The sequence below is a fragment of the Roseateles sp. P2_H4 genome (assembly GCF_056403315.1).
In genome coordinates this window covers 39,315-57,137 of sequence record NZ_JBFUFR010000040.1, presented here as the reverse complement: position 1 = coordinate 57,137, position 17,823 = coordinate 39,315, and the positions used below count along the sequence as shown (strand labels likewise).

Genomic DNA, 17,823 nt, shown 5'->3' with positions numbered 1-17,823 from the left:
GGCTCGGCCACGGCGGCACCGGCCGCGCCGACTCCCGCACCGGCTCCGGCCCCTGCGCCCGCCCCGACGCCTGCGCCGTCCAACAAATGGAGCCTGGTCTGGAGCGACGAGTTCGACGATGCCGCCGGCACCGTGCCCAAGGCCGCGAACTGGAACTACGACCTCGGCAACAAGGAGGCCGATGGCTGGGGCAACCACGAGTACGAGTACTACACGTCCAGCGCCCGCAATGCGCAGACGGACGGCAACGGCATGCTCGTCATCACCGCCGAGAAGGCCAGCAACCCCGGACCCTGCTGGAACGGCAAGCCCTGCGAATACACCTCGGCCCGCATCCACACCAACGGCAAGGTCGGCTTCACCTACGGCAAGGTCGAGGCGCGCATGAAGCTGCCCTCGGGCCAGGGCATCTGGCCGGCGTTCTGGGCCCTGGGCACCGACCTCGCGACGGCCGGCTGGCCCAAGTCGGGCGAGATCGACATCATGGAGTTCATCGGCAAGACGCCGAACACCACCTACGGCACGCTGCATGGCCCGGGCTATTCGGGCGCCCAGGGTATTGGCAAGCCGCGCGACTTCGGCAAGCCGGTGGCGGATGACTTCCACACCTACACCATCATCAAGCGGCCCAACGAAATCATCTGGCAGGTCGACGGCGTCGACTTCCACCGCCTGACTCCGGCCTTGCTGCCGGCCGGCGGCACCTGGGTGTTCGAGAAGCCCTATTTCGTCATCCTCAACCTGGCCATCGGCGGCGACTGGCCCGGTGCACCGGATGCGACGACGCCGCTGCCGGCGCGGATGTTGGTCGACTGGGTCAGGATCTACAAGGAGGACTGATCATGCGCCGTCTGCTTCCCGCCCTGACCCTGAGCGCCGTCCTGCTCTGCGCGGCGGCCGCGCAAGCGGGTGAAGTGAAGACAGCCTTCGGCAGCTTCATCGCCCCCGAAGGCGTGTCCGAGGTGAATCGCGAGGAGAAGCCCGACAAGGCGGGCAACCCCATGGGCCTGGCCGTCTACTCGCGCACCGACGATCCCAAGGCCATCTTCATCGTCGTGTGGAACTTCGCCGAGCCCGACCCGGCCAAGCCCTATGACGCGCTGGACGGCGCGGTCAAGATCGGCAACCCTTTCGACAAGAAGCTGACCCGCGATGCCGCCAAGCCGGCCTCGATAGGCGGCGTCGAAGGCGGCCGTTACGAGGGCAAGCTGCCGAACGGCCTGCGCGCGGTCAGCTATGTGGCCGTGAAGGGCGGCAACCGCCTCATCGTGCTGCTCAAGGGGCCGAACGACAGCCCCTACAAGGAGACGATGGACGCCTTCGCCAAGGGCATCGAGGGGTTCACCTGGGCGCAGCCGGCGCCGGCGGCTTCGGCGCCGCAGCAGTGACGGCAGGCGCCTGGTAGCTGACGCGATAGATGCGCCCGGCAAAGTCGTCGGAGATGAGCATCGAGCCGTCAGGCAGCTGCGCGATGTCCACTGGCCGGCCGACCACCTTTTCGCGCTGCAGAAAGCCTTCCACGAAGACGGTGTCGCTGACCACCTTGTCGCCGTACAAGGTGATCAGCGCGACGCGGTAGCCGATCTTCTGGCTGCGGTTCCATGAGCCGTGCTCGGCGATGAAGAGCTGGTTGCTGTAGGCCTGCGGAAACTGCTGACCGGTGTAGAAATGCAGCCCCAGTGAGGCCACATGCGGGCCCAGCTTGGCGGCCGGTTCGGTGAATTCGCTGCACTGCCGGCCGGCCTGGAACTCCGGGTCCGGCAGCACGCCGCCCTGGCAGTAGGGAAAGCCAAAGTGCATGCCCGGCTTCGGCGCATGGTTGAGCTTGTCGGAGGGCATGTTGTCGCCCAGCATGTCGCGCCCGTTGTCGGTGAACCAGAACTCCCGCGTCAGCGGGTGCCAGCCGAAGCCGACCGAATTCCGCACGCCGCGCGCATAGACCTCGAACTGCGTGCCGTCGGGGTTCATGCGATGGATCTTGGCGTGCGGCTCGTTCTCCCGGTCGCAGCTGTTGCATGGCGCGCCGATGGGGACATAGAGCTTGCCGTCCGGACCGGCCTTGATGATCTTCTCCCCGTGCCAGGCATCCTTGGGGAAGTCGTCCTTCACCACGTGCAAGGGCGGCGACTTGTCGTAGCTGTGGGCGATGTCGTCGAAGCGCACCACGCGGAAGCGCTCGGACACGAACAGCGAGCCGTTCAGCAGCGTCAGGCCGATGGGCGAGTCCAGGCCGCTGGCCACGGTCACGACCTGGTCGGCCACGTGTTTGCCGGTGCCGTCGACCAGCGCGAACACCTTGCCGGTCGTGCGCGACGCGACGTAGACGATGCCGGAATCCGCCACGGCCATGCCGCGTGCACTCGGCACCTTGTCGCTGTAGACGGCGATCGAGAAGCCGACCGGCAGGCGGAAGTCCTTCAATTCCGGATAGGGGTCGGCCGCGGCGCCGACGGTGGGCGCCCCGCGTTTCGCGCGCGGCGGCGTCAGCAGATGGCCAGCCACGGCGCCTATCTGCTGGGACGTCAGGCGCTTGCTCCATCCCGGCATGCGGCCGTCGCTGGAGCCCTGGGCAATGAAGCTGGCCAGGCTTTCCTTGCCGGGCTGGACCTTGCTCCAGCTTGCGCCCGTCAGGTTGGGGCCGATGCCGCCTTCACGGTTGGCGCCATGGCATTGCGCGCAGTGCTGGGCATAGATGCTGGCGCCGTCGACGCCCTGTGCGGCTCGGGCGCCCAGGGCACCGAGCAGCAGCAACGGCAGCAGCTCCTTCAGTGCGAATGCTTTGGCCATGAGGTCAATAGCTCAGCTGGATGAAGGACACCGCCTGCCGTGGCAGTTGCATGTTGACGACCACCTGCTGGTCGCGGACCGGCAGCGTCTGGGGGCGGCCGAGGGTCGCGAGCTTGCTGCTCTTCTCCAGCTCTGCAATCTGTGCCGGACTGGGGGCGGCGGGCGAGCCCATCTTTTTCCAGGCCGCGTAGGAATTGCTGTGTTCCTGGTCGATGCGGTAGTGCGTCACCACCACCTTCTTGGCACGGATGCCCTTGATGGTGATGCCGACCGGCGACCCGGCGTCGATGATGTCCTTGTCGTGGTAATTCCAGACCAGCACGGTCGCACCCTTGCCGCTCTTTGCCGCCAGCGCATTGATGTCGGTGCGCTCGCCCAGCACGCCTGACTTGAGGATGGACGCGGCGTCGTAGGCCCCGTCGCCCGCGACGCCAACCCGGTTGCCCGTCATCATGCCCAGCATGCGAAACACATTCAGCACGGGTTTGTCCACGCCGTTGGTGGCCAGATCGCGAAAGCCGGCAAACCAGGGCTGGTCTTCAAACTCGAACGACCAGTTCACCACGCCGAGCAGATTCACCTCGCGGGCGGCAGCCAGGTCGTATTCGCGTGCGATCGATGCCGCCGTGTAGCTGGCATACRGGGTGCCGTTGCGATAGGCATTTTCCGGGTTGGTAGCCATGCCGCAGGCCGCGCAACCTTCCGGGTCGGATTCTCCGATGATGACGGGAATCCCCTTGAGCTGAGGGTAGGACGCCACGATGGCCATGCCGTCATCGAGATTCTTGAAATGCGTCTTCATGCTCATCTGCACCACGCCATTGACCACCGTCGGCCGCCCCTTGGCGTGATAGGCCAGGAAATCGACGGGCGCGCCTTTTGCACCGGTGGCGTGGTTCGTGTCGTTCAGGCAATGCTGGATGAAGTGATCGAAGAACTTGCCGCCATGGGCCGTGTGCGGGCCGCCCATGCGCGCGGTCGGCAGGGCGCGTTTCACCGCGTCGGCGGCGTAGTCGTACATCTTGAAGTATTCCTGCTCGACATTCGGCGCGATCAGATAGAAGCCGTCGGGTTCATTCCAAAGCTCCCAATACCAGCTTTCCACTTCCTTCTGGCCGTAGCGCTCGACGCTGTGCCTGACCCACTGATAGATCAGCTCCGACCACTTCTGGTAGTCGCTCGGCGGGTAGGCCCAGCCGGTCATGATTTCCGGATAGGGCGTGCCCGGCGCCCAGTGGTGCTGATAGGGCTGGGGTTTTACCGAAAGCGCCTCCGGCATGAAGCCGATCTGGGCCAGCGGTTTCATGCCGCGTTCAATATAGCTGTCGAAAATCTTGTCGACGATCGTCCAGTTATAGATCGGCTTGCCGTTTGAATCCTCGCTGTACATGCCGGTCGAACCCCATTTGAGCGCCGCCGTGCCATCGCCCGAGGTCATCAGATTGTGGGCGCGGACATACACGGGTACCGGGCTGAGGGCAGCCAGTTCGGTCAGCAGCTTCTTGCCGTCCTTCATATAGGTGTAATTCGGCTCGTCATAGCCGAACCAGGCCCACATCGGCTTGAGCGGCCCCTTGTCGATATTCAAGTCGACCTGCAAATTGACGCTCGGGGTTTGGGAAAAACAAAGCGTTGAGGCGAGCAGCAGGCAGGCCGAAAGAATATGGGTTTTCATGTCTCTTCTATCGTTGTGCTTGGGGTGGCGTTGCCGAGATATCACCCAAGGCATCGCGAATATCGATGTGCCTGCACACCGAGCGCGGACGATAGGCGTGGACGCCGCTGGAAAGCCAGTCACTTTTCCAAGCGCTTCGATGCCGAAATGGATATCGGCGCTGCAATGAACGCTGCGTCAGTCGCGCAGGAAGGCGATCTCGACGTCGGCCGTGCGCGCCTGAGGCAGCGGCGCGAACCGCCATTGCAGGATGGCGTCGGTTGCGGGCTTGGCCAGGCGGCGCGGCACATTGGCCGCGGCCTCCGCCTGCCGGACCGTGCCGTCGGCCTCGACCGTGAGCCGCACCCGGATATGCCGCGTGCCAGCGCCCAGCGTGGCCTGCACCGCAGGCGTGAGGACCGGGGCCACGAAGTTCTGCATGCGCAGCGGCACCTCCTCCGGTTCATCCGCTTCCGGCGCCGGCTCCATCGTCGGCGCTGCGCCGGCCGGCTCATCGGCCTGATCTGGAACCGACGGGGCGGCAGCAGGCGTGGGCGAGGTGGCCGCGGTCAGGGGGCTGGCTTGCGCCGCGCCCGTGCTGACGACGGGGTTGGTCTCGGTGGGCTCGGCAGCCGGCGCCGTGGCGTTGACCGGGCTCGGCGCGGGGCGATGTGCGGCGGGCGCAGGCGCGCGCGCCGGCTTGCTGGTCGTTTCGGCCGCCGGCTTGCTGCGGATGGTGTGGAACTTGATGACGCTGAACACGCGGTCGGCCTCGCGCTGTGCGCGCTCGGCAGCGGTCAGGGGAGGCGGGCTGGTCTGGGCGGCGGCCAGCAGGGGCAGCGCCAGGGCCAGCGCGGTCAGCAGGCTTGAAAGGTTAGAGCGTTCGGGCATGGCGGTGTCGAGCGGCGGGGCGCCGATTGCAGCAGGTCTTCGTGACAACTTCGGGTGGTTGACCCATGCAAGCCGCGTGCCGGCGGCACCCCCAAGCTCACAGTCCGCGTGGCGCTGGACGAGGCGCAGTCCGTGAGAGCATGCCCGGCCGTTCACGCCGCCTCGCATGTTTCGTCTCCCGTTGCGCCTCTTCACCCTTGCCAGCCTCGGCATCGCGCTGTGCGCCGCCGCACAGGCGCAGCCCCCGGCCGAACCCACCGAGCTGCGCCGCAATGACGCGCTGCTGACGCTGGAATACCAGACCGTCAAGGTGCCAGGCGACCAGTCCATCGACCTGCTGGGCTTTCACGCCTACCGCAAGCTGCTCGACGGCGTCTATGTGGGCGGCGGCTTCTATGCGCCGCTTGTCAGGGGTGCCTATGGCGGCTTCGTGGCCGCGGACCTGGGTCTGCACTTCAGGCGCCCGTTGGCCGGGCCGGTATTCGCGATGGCGGGCCTGTCGGCCGGCGGTGGCGGCGGCGGGCGCAGCGTCGAGCACAGCAAGCTGCTGTCGGGCAGCGGCGGCTTTGCCAAGGGCTATGCCGGCCTCGGCTATGACTTCGGCGAGTTCACCTTGGGCGCCACCGTCTCGCGGCTGAAGTTCCGCCAGGCCATCATCGACGGTACCCAGGCCAGCCTGCTGCTGGAGGTGCCCTTCAGCTACCTCACGGGGCCGTTCTCCGGCCACGGCCAGCCCTTGCCGGCCGCGGACGATCGCCGCGCCGGGCTGGAGATGGGCGAGAACATGTTGACGCTGTCCCTGGACAACTATCGGCAGCAGGATCCCCAGGGTTCGAACAGGAACACGGTGCGGCTGGCCGACCTGCAGTACGCCCATTTCTTCGCCGCCGACAGCTATTGGTTCGCCGCTCTCGGCATGGGCTACAGCGGCCTGCCGCTGTACAACCAGCTGTTGGGCGGCGTGGGCCAGCGCTGGCGCCTCACGCCCGAACTCACGCTGTACGGGCAGCTCGGTTTCGGTTCGGGGGGCTATTCGTCGGATGTGATCGACACCAGCTCCGGCCTGCTCGTGTATCCCAGGCTGGCCGCCGAATATTCGCTGACGCGCGACCTGGGGCTGGCGTTGTCGCTGGGCTATATGACGGCGCCCAAGGGCAGTTCGCGCAACCAGACCTGGGGCCTGAGCCTGACGCATCATCTGCGTTCCGGTCGCAGCGCCGAGGCGACCGATCCGGCCCGCTACCAGGGCCTGCGCCTGTCGGTGCTGCACCAGACGGACCTGCACCTGAGCTACCGGGAGACCGACCGCCCCTCCGTGCAGATGCTGGGCCTGCAGCTCGACATCCCCGTTGGCCAGCGCTGGTATCTGCCGCTGCAGGCCTCGGCGGCCTACAACGCCTACCTGGGCTACCCGGGCTATGCCGAAATCCTCGGCGGCCTGGGCGTGCAGACGCTGGCGGGGCCCGGTGAGCGCCTGCAGGCCTTCGGCCAGCTGATGGCTGGCGCCAATGTGCACGGCAAGTCCGCCAAGGCCAGTGCGGGTGTGCGCTGGCTGCTGGATGAACGCCTGGCGCTGAACTTCAGCGTCGGCCGCATCGAGGCGCGCAGCGCTGGCGGCGGCCGGTTCAAGGCCGACAACCTGGCGCTGGGGCTGGACTACCGGTTCTCGATCCCGACGCGTTAACAGACCCTCACACCTCGATGCGGTCTCCGGCCGCGTCGAACCACATCGTCTTGCCGGCATCGAAGCCCAAGCGCACCTTGGCGCCTTCCTGCACTTCCGGTTGACCCGGCAACACGGCGGAGATGGTCGAGCCGGCACAGCTCAGCCAGACGACATGCTGGTTGCCCAGCGGCTCGACGAGTTGGACCTCGGCCTCGAAGGACTCGCCGGCACCGACGCGAACGTTCTCCGGCCGGATGGCCAGCGTCAGCACCTCGCCTTGCGGGCGCGCCGCGAGCACGGCGGGCAGCGGCACGCTGAAGGCGGGAGACGCGAACACACCGCCTTCGCCCACCTGGCCTTCGACACGGTTGATGGCCGGCGAGCCCACGAAGCCCGCCACGCGCAGGTTCTTCGGCTTCTCGTAGACCTCGGCCGGCGTGCCGATCTGCTGGATGACGCCCTGGTGCATGACGACGATGCGCGTCGCCAGCGTCATCGCCTCGACCTGGTCATGGGTCACATAGATCATGGTGTTGCCCAGGCGGCTGTGCAGCAGCTTGAGCTCGCGGCGCAGGTCGGTGCGCAGCTTGGCGTCGAGGTTGGACAGCGGCTCGTCCAGCAGCAGCACCTTGGCCTCGCGCACGACGGCGCGGCCGATGGCGACGCGCTGGCGCTGGCCGCCGGAGAGCTGGCCGGGGCGGCGCTCCAGCAGCGCGGTCAGCTGCAGCATGTCGGCGGCCGCGGCGACACGCTTTTCCAGCTCGGCCTTGGGCGTCTTGGCCATCTTCAGCGGGAAGGCGAGGTTCTCCTTCACCGTCATCGTCGGGTACAGCGCATAGCTCTGGAACACCATGCCGACGCCGCGCTGGCTGGGCTCGGCGCGCGTCATGTCCTGCTCGCCGATGTGGATGCTGCCGCCGCTGACCTGGTTGAGCCCCGCGATGGTGTGCAGCAGCGTCGACTTGCCGCAGCCCGAGGGGCCGAGCAGCACGAGGAACTCGCCGCTGTTGACGTCGAGGTCCAGACCCTTGATGACCTCGTGGTTGCCGAAGCGGATGCTGAGGTCCTGGATGTGTACGCGGGTCAAGGCTGTCTCCTGTTGTCTGTGTTGTCTTGCAAGATCTTGGCGAGGGTCTGCTGCACCGTCTGCACGGGGATGTCGCGGTTCCAATAGTCGCTGACGGCACGTTCGAGCGCCGTCAATTGCTCGGGCGCGAGCAGCAATTCGGTGTTGCCCACCAGCCGGCCGGCATCGCGCAGGGCGGCGGCGCCGGCCTGGGCGCAGGCGTCCAGCGTGCGGGTGTCGATGTCGGTGCGCACCGGCACCGAGCCCTTGCGGGCGCTGAAGGCCAGCTGGGTGGTGGGCGCCGTCGCCGCGCGGGCGAGCAAGGCTTGAGCGGGCCGGGCGCTGCCGTCCTTGTCCTTCGGGAAGACGAGCACGTCGCCGCTGACGATATAGGGCGAGCGCGGGCCCAGGCCGGGCATGCAGCCGAAGTCGCGGCCCGGCTGCTGGCCGGCCTGCGTGAACTCGCCCTTGGACCAGTCACCCATGAACTGCAGGCCGGCGCGGCCGCTGACGAGCAGGGCTGTCGTGTCGGCCCAGCTGCGCCCGGGGGAGGCGGGGTCGACATAGCGGCGCAGCTTCTTGTAGCTCAACAGCACCTGGCGCAACGCGCCGCCCTGCACGGCCGTCGCATCGCGGTTGCGCAGCACGGCCAGATACAGGTCGCGCCCGCCCTGGTTGGCCAGCAGCGCGATGAAGAGGTTCAAGTCCTGCCAGGGCTGGCCGCCATGGGCCAGCGGGATCAGGCCGGCGGCCTGCAGCCTGTCCAGCGTGGCGAAGAGCTCGTCCATGCTGCGCGGCTCGGCCTTGACGCCGGCCTTGGCCAGCGCCGCCTTGGAGCTCCACAGCCATATCGGCATGTGGATGCTGACGGGGGCGGCATAGACATGGCCGTCCACCTTCACGGCGTCCAGCAGCACGGCGGGCAGCACCTCGGCCCAGCGGCCCTGGGCCGCCACGTCGTCGATGGCGTTGAGCCGGCCTTCGCGCGCCAGCCGCGCCAGCGCCCGGGAAGGGTTGAACTGTGCGGCCAGCGGCGGGTTGCCCGCGGCGATGCGCGCGAAAACGACCGTGCGGGCCTGCTCCGAAGCCCCGACGCCCAGTTCGCGCCATTGGCCGCCGGCGGCGCGATAGGACTCGGCGAGGGCCTGCTTGGCGGCGATCTCGCCGGGCGAGGTCCACCAATGCACGACGTCCGTTGGCGTACCGGCCTGGGCCGTGGCGGCAAGCAAGGCAGGGGCGACACGGAGCAAAGCGCGCAGCATGCCGGCATCATTACCGACAATTAAGAAACTTAATATCGTATTAACCATGAGGCTCTGCGCGACTAAAGTCCGGCCCATGAACCTGCTGCTCGCCGAAGACGACCCCCTGCTGGCCGACGCGCTGCAGCAGCAGTTGTTGAACGCCTCGTTCAAGGTCGAGTGGGCCGAGAACGGCGCCGTGGCCGAGTACCTGCTGCGCAAGCAGGATTTCGACGTCGCCATCCTCGACCTCGGCCTGCCGCTGGTGGATGGCCTCACGGTGCTCAAGCGCGTGCGCGAGGCCGGCCGCACCCTGCCCATCCTGGTGCTGACGGCGCTGGACGCGCTGGAGCACCGCGTCGCCGGCCTGCAGGCCGGTGCCGATGACTACCTCACCAAGCCCTTCGACTTCCCCGAGCTGGAGGCCCGCCTGCATGCCCTGCTGCGCCGCGGCCGGCCGGCCTCGCAGACCCAGCAGCTGCGCCGCCTCAGCGTTGACCGCGCCGCACGCCGCGCCAGCATCGGCGGTGAGGCGCTGGAGTTGAGCCCGCGCGAGTGGACGCTGCTGGACCTGCTGCTGACCGAGCGCGACCGCGTCGTCACCAAGCAGCAGATCGTCGACGCCTGGGGTGCCGACGAGGGCGGTTCCATCGAGGTCTACATCCACCGCCTGCGCAAGAAGCTCGAAGGCTCGGGCCTGGCCGTGCGCACCGTGCGCGGCCTGGGCTATCTGCTCGAAGCCACCGCGTCACCGTGAGCGCGCCGGCCGGTCGTTCCCTGCACCGGCAACTGCTGCTGTGGCTGCTGCTGCCGCAGATCGTGCTGTGGCTCGTCGCCGCCTTCGGGGCCTACCGCCTCGCCACCCGCCATGCCGACGAGCTGGTCGACGCCAGCCTGCTGCAGGCCGCCCGCGCGCTGGCGCGCCAGATCAAGCCCACCGCCAGCGGCCTCTTCGTCGACCTGCCGCGCTCGGCCCAGGACATCCTGGCTGCCGACCCCGACGACCGGGTCATGTACATGGTCAGCTCGCCGCCGGGCCAATTGCTGCTGGGCGACGCGCGCATGCCGCCGCCGCCGGGGCTGCCGGCGCTGAACGAGCCGCTGTTCTACGACGCCACCGTGCCCGAGGCGATGCGCGTCGTGTCGCTGGACCTGCACCTGGGTGCGGCCGGCGCGGCGGACTCGGCGCTGCGCGTGCAGATCGCCCGCTCCAGCGCGCCGCGTGATCTGCTGGCGCGGCGCATGCTGCTGGACACGGCGCTGCCGCTGTCGCTGCTGATCGCGCTGATGAGCATGGTGGTGTGGGCCGGCATCCGCAAGGGGCTCAAGGCGCTGGCCGAACTGCAGCAGCAGGTGGAAGGCCGGCGCGCCGATGCGCTGGACCCGGTGCAGCTGCGCGCCGCGCCGCCCGAGGTCAGCGCGCTGGCCGGCGCCGTCAACGAGTTGCTCGGCCAGGTGCAGCACAGCCTGGCCACGCAGCGCCGTTTCATCAGCGACGCGGCGCATCAGCTGCGCACGCCGCTGGCCGGGCTGAAGAGCCAGACCGAGCTGGCGCTGGAGGCCAACACCGACCCGGCCCTGCGCCAGCGCCTGGAGCGCGTGCACGAGAGCGCCGTGCGTGGCGCACGGCTGGTGTCGCAGCTGCTGGTGCTGGCCCGCGCCGAGCCCGAGGCGGTCGCGGCTCAAGGCTGGGCGACCGTGGACTGCGACCGGCTGGTGCACGAGGTGACGACGGAGAGCGTGCCGCGCGCGCTGGCCGCGGGTTGCGACCTGGGCGTGGACATCGTCAACGAGGGCTTGCAAGTGCAGGGCGTTGAGCTGCTGCTGCGCGAGGCCCTGGTCAACCTGATCGACAACGCGGTGCGCTATGCCGGCCGGGGTGCGGCCATTACCGTCAAGCTGCGCCGCGCGGGGGACGACGTGTGGCTGGACGTCGAAGACAACGGCCCCGGCCTCGCGCCCGAGCTGCGCGAGCGCGCCTTCGAGCGTTTCGTGCGCGGCGCGACGACCGGCGAGGGCTGCGGCCTGGGCCTGGCCATCGTCCGCGAGATTGCCGAGCGCCATGGCGGCAGCGCCGAGCTGCTGCCGGCGGCGCCACAGGGCTGCATCGCGCGGCTGACGTTGCCGGCGGCTTAGGCCAGCAGCTCGGCGACGCGGCCCAGTGCCTCGGCTATGCCCTCGGGCGGGACGCGCCCAAAGCCCATCAGCAAGCCATCCCGCCCGGCCGCAAATGCCTGCAGCGGATACAGGCCGACATCCACCCGGCGCGCCAGCGCCGCGAGCTGCGGTGCGTCGATGGCAACGCCCGGCTTGAACAGCGCCGCCTGGTGGAAGCCAGCCTCCGCGGGCAGCAGCGTCAGCCACGGCGCCAGTGGCCCGGCAAAGCCCGCCATCAGTCGCTCGCGCCGCAGCGCGTACTCGGCCACGCAGCGGCGCAAGTGCTTGCGGTAGTTGCCCTCGGCCATGAAGCGGGCCAGCACGTTCTGCAGCAGGCTGGGGCCGTGCACGTCCGTCAGGTGCTTGGCGTGCAAGAGGGCGTCGCGCAAGGCCGGCGGCGCGATGACATAGCCCAGCCGCAGCGACGGCGCCAGCGTCTTGGAAAAGCTGCCGACAAAGGCCACGCGGCCGTCCGTGTCCAGCCCCTGCAGGCTGTCGCGCGGCTGGCCTTCGAAGCGGAACTCGCTGTCGTAGTCGTCCTCGATGACGACGGCGCCGGTGCGCGCGGCCCGGGCCAGCAGCGCGCGCCGCCGCGACGCGCTCATCGCCACGCCCAGCGGGAACTGGTGGGCCGGCGTCGTGTAGACGAGCTTGGCGTCGGGCGGCAGCGCGTCGGTCACCAGCCCCTGTTCGTCCACCGGCACGGGCGCAATGCGCGCGCCCTGCGCCTGCAGCAGCCCGATGATGGGCGGGTAGCCTGGCGACTCGATGGCCGCCACATCGCCCGGCCCGACCAGCACGCGGATGAGCAGGTCAAACGCCTGTTGCGCGCCCTGCGTGACGATGACATCCGCCGCCGAGCAGCGCACGCCGCGGGCATAGGCCAGGTGTTCGGCAATCGCCTCGCGCAGCGCGGCCAGCCCGGCCGGCGGGGCATGCGCGCCGCCCTGGCCGAGCTGGCGCTGCGCCGCGTGCAGGTGGCGCCGCCAGTCCTCGTGCGGGAAGAGGGCGGGCTCGGGCGAGCCGCCGATGAAATCCCAGCGCGCCAGCGGGTTGTCGGCAAAGCGCAGCAGCGGCACCGGCAGGGCCTGGAAGGCGGCGATGCGTTCGGCGCTGGCGAGGCGCACGGTGGTTGCCACGGGCCGTTCGGCCTCGGCCGCCGGCAGCGCTCGCACAAAGCTGCCGCGCCCGCGCCGCGCCTCGATGAGCTGCTCCAGCGTCAGCCGCTCATAGGCCTCGGCCACGGTCTGGCGCGCCAGGCCCAGTTGCTCGGCCAGCAGGCGCGTCGGCGGCAGCTGGGCGCCGGTGGCCAGCCGCCCGCTGCGGATCAGGCCGCGCAGCTGGCGCAGCAGCTGCTCGCCCAGCGGCTGGTCGCGGTCGATGACGATGTGGAGATCCATGCGACGGGACGGCGGTGGACTGGTTGATTTGGTCGGGATTGGACTGCTCGCGGCGCCGGGGCGCGTTCACCATTTGCTCACCCCAACACCAGCTTCTGGAGCATCTCATGACCACCCCCCGCATCGACTTCTACAGCGCCTCGCCCGCCGCCATCAAGGCCATGCTGACCCTGGAGGGCAGTATCGGCAAGCTGGGCCTGGAGGCCAGCCTGATCGAGCTGGTGAAGATGCGCACTTCGCAGATCAACGGCTGCGCCTTCTGCCTGGACATGCACAGCCGCGACGCGCGCAAGGCCGGCGAGAGCGAGCGGCGCCTCTACGTGCTGCCGGCCTGGCGCGAGACTACGCTGTTCACGCCGCGCGAGCAGGCGGCTCTCGCCTGGACCGAGGCGCTGACCTTGGTGACGCAGGGTCATGCCAGCGACGCCGACTACGAGTTCGCCAAGGCCGAGTTCAGCGAAGCGGAGCTCGTGAACCTGACGCTGGCCATCGTCACCATCAACGCCTGGAACCGCTTCGCCATCGGCTTTCGCAGCCAGCTTCCCGCCGAGCAATGAATCAGGCGCGCGGCGCCACGGCGCCGGCCGCGAGGGCGCGCAGCCGGGCGCGCTCGCCGCGGTACCAGCCGATCAGTTCCGCGGCCGGCATGGGCCGCGCGATCAGATAGCCCTGGGCGACGTCGCAGCCCAGCTCGGCCAGCAGCCGCCAGTCCTCCACGGTCTCCACGCCTTCGGCCACGGTGCACACGCCCAGGCGCCGGCCCATGTCCAGCGAGCTGTTCAGGATGGCGCGGCGGTTGCTGCGCTCGCTGGCGCCGTTGACGAAGATGCGGTCGATCTTCAGCTCCGTGAAGGGGCTGCGCGACAGCGTCTGCATAGACGAATAACCGATGCCGTAGTCGTCCATCGACAGACCGAAGCCCTTCAGCCCCAGGCGCGCCAGGTTGGCCATGGCCTGGCTGTTCATGATCATGGTCTCGGTCACCTCCCAGATCACCGACGCGGGCGCCGCGCCGTGCTGGACGACCAGGGCGGTCAGGTGATCGATGAAGTCGCGGTCGGCCAGGTCATCGGCCGACAGGTTCAGTGACAGCGTCAGTGCCGGCAGCGAACGTGCCCATTCCTGCAGTTGACGCAGGGCCTGTTCGACCATGGACAGCGTGAAACGCGCCATCAACGGCGTGCCCTCGATGCGGGCGATGAAGGTGGCGGGGCTGAGCAGGCCATGCTGCGGGTGCTGCCAGCGGGCCAACGCCTCGACGCCCTTGATCAACCCGGTCGCGATGCTGACCTTGGGCTGGAAGAAGGGGATGAATTCCCCGGCGTCCAGGCCCCGGCCGATCTCCTCCTGACTGGGTTCGAACTGCGGGCGCAGACCCGCGCCACCCTTGCGGGGGCGGGCATGGTCCAGCATGCGCGCCAGCGCAGCGGCCGTGACCGGTTTGGGCAGGGTGCCCAGCAGCTTCAGGCGCGCGTCGCCAGCGCCCATGCTCTCGACGGTCTCCAGCAGGCGCGGGTCGCGCGCGCTGGTGACGATGAGGTTGTCCACCTGGCGGCCCTCGGCGAGGCGGCCGATCAGCTCGATGCCGTCCATGCCCGGCATGTCGATGTCGGTGATGACGAGGAAGATGCGCTGCTGCGGCTGCTGCTCCAGCATGCGCAGGGCCTCCAGGCCATCGGCGGCTTGCAGCACCGTGCCGATCTTGAGCTCCTGCACCAGCGACACCAGATGGTTGCGCTGCACGGCGCTGTCCTCGACGACGAGGGCGACCAATTGGCTCATGGCCTCGTCCGTCATCAGGACTCTCCCCGAATGCCGCCGCCACGCGACATCTGCTGCACGATCTCGGCGGCGATGCTGCCCAGCGGCAAGCTGCGCTCGACGGCGCCGCGCTTGACCGCCTCCTTGGGCATGCCGTAGACGACGCAGCTGCGTTCGTCCTGGCCCAGGGTGCGGGCACCGGCCTGGCGCATCTCCAGCAGCCCGGCCGCGCCGTCGTCGCCCATGCCGGTCATGATGATGCCCAGCGCATTGGCACCGGCGCAGCGGCTGACCGAGCGGAACAGCACGTCCACCGACGGCCGGTGGCGGTTGACGAGGGGTCCGTCGGTGACCTCGACGAAATACTGCGCACCATTGCGGCGCAGCAGCATGTGCTTGCCACCCGGTGCGATCAGGGCTCGGCCCGGCAGCACGCGGTCGTTGTTGGCGGCCTCCTTGACCTCGATCTCGGACAAGGTGTTGAGCCGAGCGGCGAACGCGGCCGTGAACTTCTCGGGCATGTGCTGCACGACGACGATGCCGGGGCAGACCCGTGGCAGGGCCGTCAGCACCTCCTCCAAGGCCTGGGTGCCGCCGGTCGACGTGCCGATGGCCACGACCTGCTCGGTGGTCTGGGCCATGGCGCGGCCTTCGGCGGGTGGCAGCATGGCATCGGCCGTCAGCTTGGCGCGCGCCACTGGGGCGGGGCCAGCGCGCGGAGCCAGCCGGGCCACGTTTGCACCCGCCGCGGCCCGCACGGCCGCGACCAGCTCGGCCGCGTTGGACTGCAGGAAGTTCTTCAGGTCGAGCTTGGGCTTGGTGACGATGGCCACGGCGCCGGCCGCCAGCGCGTCCATCGAAGTCTGCGCGCCCTTTTCGGTCAGCGTCGAGCAGATCACCACCGGCGTGGGCCGCTCGGCCATGATCTTGCGCAGGAAGGTGATGCCGTCCATGCGCGGCATCTCCACGTCCAGCACGATGACGTCGGGCCAGGCCGTCTTCATGCGCTCCATGGCCAGCAGCGGGTCCGACACGGCATTCAGCACCTCGATGCCCGACGCGGCATTGAGCAGGCCGGACAGCACCTGGCGCACCACCGCCGAATCGTCAACCACCATCACCTTGATGCTCATGCCGGGCTCCTGGCGGCGCCGGCGCCCTGATGGCCATGGCGCATCCAGACCTCGCCGGTGCGGATGCTGAAGATGATCTGCCGGTGACCCTCGCCGAACAAGCTCTCCGACACGWTGGGGATGCCTTGCTGAAGCAGCAGTTCGCGGGCCGCTTCGCCGTTTTTGCGGCCGACGTCGGGCAGCTTGGTACCGGTCTCAAACATCGCGCCGCCGCCGAACACCTTGGCCTGGCAGTCGGCCGGCGCGACGCCCAGCTCGCGCAGGTCGGCCAGCATCAGGGCCAGCGCCTCGTTGCCGTAGCGGCCGTTGAGCTCGCCGTCGTTCACGGCGCTGCCGCCGGCCAGCACGAAATGCGACATCGCGCCGATGCGCCTGTGCGGTTGCCACAGCACGATGGACACGCAGGAGCCCAGCAGGGTGCGCACGCGAAACCTCTCGTCGCCGGCAAAGTGTTCGCCGGGCAGCAGCACGATGGTCTTGGCGGCAGCCATGGCGTCAAGGTTTGCAGTAGACCGATGGCATCAGCGGCCGCACCTGGCTGTTGATGTCGTTGAGCGTCTCGGAATGCCCGATCAGCAGGTGGCCGCCCGGCCGCAGCTGGCCCACCAGCCGGGCCACGACGCGACGCTTGGTGTCGTTGCTGAAATAGATCATCACGTTGCGCAGGAAGATCACGTCGAAGGCGGCCTGGGGCGGCAGCGTCTGGTCGAGGTTGATCTGCGTGAACTGCACGCGCTGCCGAAGTGTGCGCTGAACCAGCAGGGTGCCGGCCTGCTCGCCGGTGCCGCGCAGGCAAAAGCGTTGCAAATAGCCGAGCGGGATCTGCGTCGTGCGCTCGACCGGGTAGTGACCATAACGCGCCCTTTGCAGCACGCGGCTGCTGATGTCCGAGGCCACGACCTCCCAGGGCCGGTGCTCGCCCAGGCAGTCGGCCAGCACCATGGCAATGCTGTACGCCTCCTCACCGCTGGAGCAGGCGGCGCTCCAGACGCGCAGGCCGCGGCCCGCGTCGCGTGCCGCCAGGGCCCATTCGCGCAGCAGCTCGAAATGACGCGGCTCGCGGAAGAAATAGGTCTCGTTGGTGGTCAGCTGGTCGATGGCGATCTGGCGCTCCGCCGCCTGGCCCGGCTGGCTGAGCAGGGCCAGATAGTCGCCGTAGCTGTTCAGGTGGTGGTGGCGCAGGCGCTTTTCGAGGCGGCCGCTGACCAGCACCTTCTTGCTGTCGGACAGGCTGATGCCGGCCGCTTCGTAGATGAAGGCCTGGAAGCGTGTGAACTCCTTGTCGCCGAGCTCGATCACATCAGGCGCCCCACCGCGCGTCGCATGGAGTTTGCGGGCCAGGCGCCGGGCCGCTCCCTAGCCGGCCCGCGCTGGCGATGTGCTTGCGGCTCAATGCCGCAAGCATCGCCGTCCCCGCGGGGGCTGAGGCCGGACACGTTACGCCCGGTGGGCGTGACGTGCCTGCCGAAGGGCTGCGGCTCAAGCCGCAGCGCGGTCTGCAAGACCGGCCAAGGTAATCCTTGGACGAGGGGCTCATGTTTCCGCGGGCTTGAGCGCCTGCAGCTGGTCCATCTCGTGCATGGACAGCACCTGTTCGATGTCCAGCAGGATGACGAACTTGCCGTTGACCTTGCCCATGCCGGCGATGAAATGCGGCGCGATGCGCATGCCAAAGCCCGGCGCCGGCTCGATGTCGGCGGGGCCAATCTCCTGCACCGCGTTGACCGAGTCCACGATGACGCCGATGACCTGCTGCTCCTCCTGGGCGCGCAGCTCGACGATGACGATGCAAGTGCGCTTGCTGGGCTCGGAGCTGGGCCGGCCGAAGCGCGCCGCCAGGTCCATGACGGGCACGACGGCGCCGCGCAGGTTGATGACGCCGCGTATCGTGCTCGGCATCATCGGCACGGGCGTCAGGCCGCCGTATTCGATGATCTCCTTGATGGCCAGGATGCCGATGGCGAAGACCTCGCCGCCGAGCATGAAGGTGAGGTATTGCTGGGGTTCGGCGGCGGCGCCCGCCGCGAGCTGACGGCCGCCGGCCTGGGTGACGAGGGCGTTCATGGG

General features: G+C 68.9%; 17 protein-coding genes. 6 read left to right on the top strand and 11 right to left on the bottom strand.

Features of this window, described 5'->3' with window-relative positions; translation table 11 throughout:
• Positions 1–840: glycoside hydrolase family 16 protein (locus AC1DW3_RS24615; protein WP_477935853.1), on the top strand; the 840-nt coding region annotated here is incomplete at its 5' end.
• Positions 841–842: 2 nt separating this feature from the next.
• Entirely contained in the window at positions 843–1,388 is a 546-nt protein-coding gene (locus AC1DW3_RS24610; RefSeq protein WP_477935851.1) for a hypothetical protein, read from the top strand.
• On the opposite strand, the gene AC1DW3_RS24605 is transcribed toward AC1DW3_RS24610, so the two are convergent.
• From AC1DW3_RS24605 to AC1DW3_RS24595, 3 genes are all read right to left on the bottom strand, one after another.
• Positions 1,342–2,787, bottom strand: coding sequence for a c-type cytochrome (locus AC1DW3_RS24605; RefSeq protein WP_477935849.1), 1,446 nt, complete (start codon positions 2,785–2,787; stop codon positions 1,342–1,344). The genes AC1DW3_RS24610 and AC1DW3_RS24605 overlap by 47 nt on opposite strands.
• Positions 2,788–2,791: 4 nt before the next feature.
• On the bottom strand, positions 2,792–4,462 hold the full coding sequence (locus tag AC1DW3_RS24600; protein ID WP_477935847.1) for a GH39 family glycosyl hydrolase: 1,671 nt from the start codon (positions 4,460–4,462) through the stop codon (positions 2,792–2,794).
• A gap of 177 nt (positions 4,463–4,639) precedes the next feature.
• Positions 4,640–5,332: an energy transducer TonB gene (locus AC1DW3_RS24595; protein ID WP_477935845.1), complete on the bottom strand. Its 693-nt coding sequence runs from the start codon at positions 5,330–5,332 to the stop codon at positions 4,640–4,642.
• A gap of 166 nt (positions 5,333–5,498) precedes the next feature.
• On the opposite strand from AC1DW3_RS24595, the gene AC1DW3_RS24590 reads away from it, so the two are divergent.
• The gene (locus tag AC1DW3_RS24590) at positions 5,499–7,016 is read left to right on the top strand and encodes a hypothetical protein (protein WP_477935843.1); all 1,518 of its coding nucleotides are present in this window, start codon (positions 5,499–5,501) and stop codon (positions 7,014–7,016) included.
• Positions 7,017–7,023: 7 nt separating this feature from the next.
• Here the strand turns inward: AC1DW3_RS24590 and AC1DW3_RS24585 are convergent, their stop codons facing one another.
• Together AC1DW3_RS24585 and AC1DW3_RS24580 are read right to left on the bottom strand one after the other, a co-directional pair.
• Positions 7,024–8,085 carry an ABC transporter ATP-binding protein gene (locus tag AC1DW3_RS24585; RefSeq protein WP_477935841.1) on the bottom strand — a complete coding sequence of 354 codons (1,062 nt, stop codon included), beginning with the start codon at positions 8,083–8,085 and terminating at the stop codon, positions 7,024–7,026.
• On the bottom strand, positions 8,082–9,326 hold the full coding sequence (locus AC1DW3_RS24580; RefSeq protein WP_477935839.1) for an ABC transporter substrate-binding protein: 1,245 nt from the start codon (positions 9,324–9,326) through the stop codon (positions 8,082–8,084). Before AC1DW3_RS24580 ends, AC1DW3_RS24585 begins: the two co-directional genes overlap by 4 nt.
• A gap of 76 nt (positions 9,327–9,402) precedes the next feature.
• Between AC1DW3_RS24580 and AC1DW3_RS24575 the strand changes: the two genes are divergently transcribed.
• Positions 9,403–10,062: a response regulator transcription factor gene (locus tag AC1DW3_RS24575; protein ID WP_477935837.1), complete on the top strand. Its 660-nt coding sequence runs from the start codon at positions 9,403–9,405 to the stop codon at positions 10,060–10,062.
• Complete coding sequence (locus AC1DW3_RS24570; protein ID WP_477935835.1) at positions 10,059–11,441, top strand: sensor histidine kinase; 1,383 nt, start codon at positions 10,059–10,061, stop codon at positions 11,439–11,441. Before AC1DW3_RS24575 ends, AC1DW3_RS24570 begins: the two co-directional genes overlap by 4 nt.
• On the opposite strand, the gene pdxR is transcribed toward AC1DW3_RS24570, so the two are convergent.
• A complete protein-coding gene (gene pdxR, locus AC1DW3_RS24565; RefSeq protein WP_477935833.1) occupies positions 11,438–12,862 on the bottom strand; it encodes a MocR-like pyridoxine biosynthesis transcription factor PdxR in 1,425 nt (474 codons plus the stop codon). The genes AC1DW3_RS24570 and pdxR overlap by 4 nt on opposite strands.
• A 107-nt stretch (positions 12,863–12,969) precedes the next feature.
• On the opposite strand from pdxR, the gene AC1DW3_RS24560 reads away from it, so the two are divergent.
• Positions 12,970–13,419, top strand: coding sequence for a carboxymuconolactone decarboxylase family protein (locus tag AC1DW3_RS24560; protein WP_477935831.1), 450 nt, complete (start codon positions 12,970–12,972; stop codon positions 13,417–13,419).
• Position 13,420: 1 nt separating this feature from the next.
• Here the strand turns inward: AC1DW3_RS24560 and AC1DW3_RS24555 are convergent, their stop codons facing one another.
• The 5 genes from AC1DW3_RS24555 to AC1DW3_RS24535 all read right to left on the bottom strand — a co-directional run bounded on the left by AC1DW3_RS24555 (position 13,421) and on the right by AC1DW3_RS24535 (position 17,820).
• A complete protein-coding gene (locus AC1DW3_RS24555) occupies positions 13,421–14,659 on the bottom strand; it encodes an EAL domain-containing response regulator (RefSeq protein ID WP_477935829.1) in 1,239 nt (412 codons plus the stop codon).
• On the bottom strand, positions 14,659–15,756 hold the full coding sequence (locus AC1DW3_RS24550; protein WP_477935827.1) for a protein-glutamate methylesterase/protein-glutamine glutaminase: 1,098 nt from the start codon (positions 15,754–15,756) through the stop codon (positions 14,659–14,661). Before AC1DW3_RS24550 ends, AC1DW3_RS24555 begins: the two co-directional genes overlap by 1 nt.
• The gene (locus AC1DW3_RS24545; protein ID WP_477935825.1) at positions 15,753–16,247 is read right to left on the bottom strand and encodes a chemotaxis protein CheD; all 495 of its coding nucleotides are present in this window, start codon (positions 16,245–16,247) and stop codon (positions 15,753–15,755) included. The genes AC1DW3_RS24550 and AC1DW3_RS24545 overlap by 4 nt, the downstream gene beginning before the upstream one ends.
• Positions 16,248–16,251: 4 nt before the next feature.
• Positions 16,252–17,055 (bottom strand): CheR family methyltransferase, encoded by an 804-nt coding sequence (locus AC1DW3_RS24540; RefSeq protein WP_477935823.1) that lies wholly within the window; start codon positions 17,053–17,055, stop codon positions 16,252–16,254.
• A gap of 234 nt (positions 17,056–17,289) precedes the next feature.
• Positions 17,290–17,820, bottom strand: a complete 531-nt coding sequence (locus tag AC1DW3_RS24535; RefSeq protein WP_477935821.1) for a chemotaxis protein CheW — start codon at positions 17,818–17,820, stop codon at positions 17,290–17,292.
• Between the last annotated feature and the right edge of the window lie 3 nt (positions 17,821–17,823).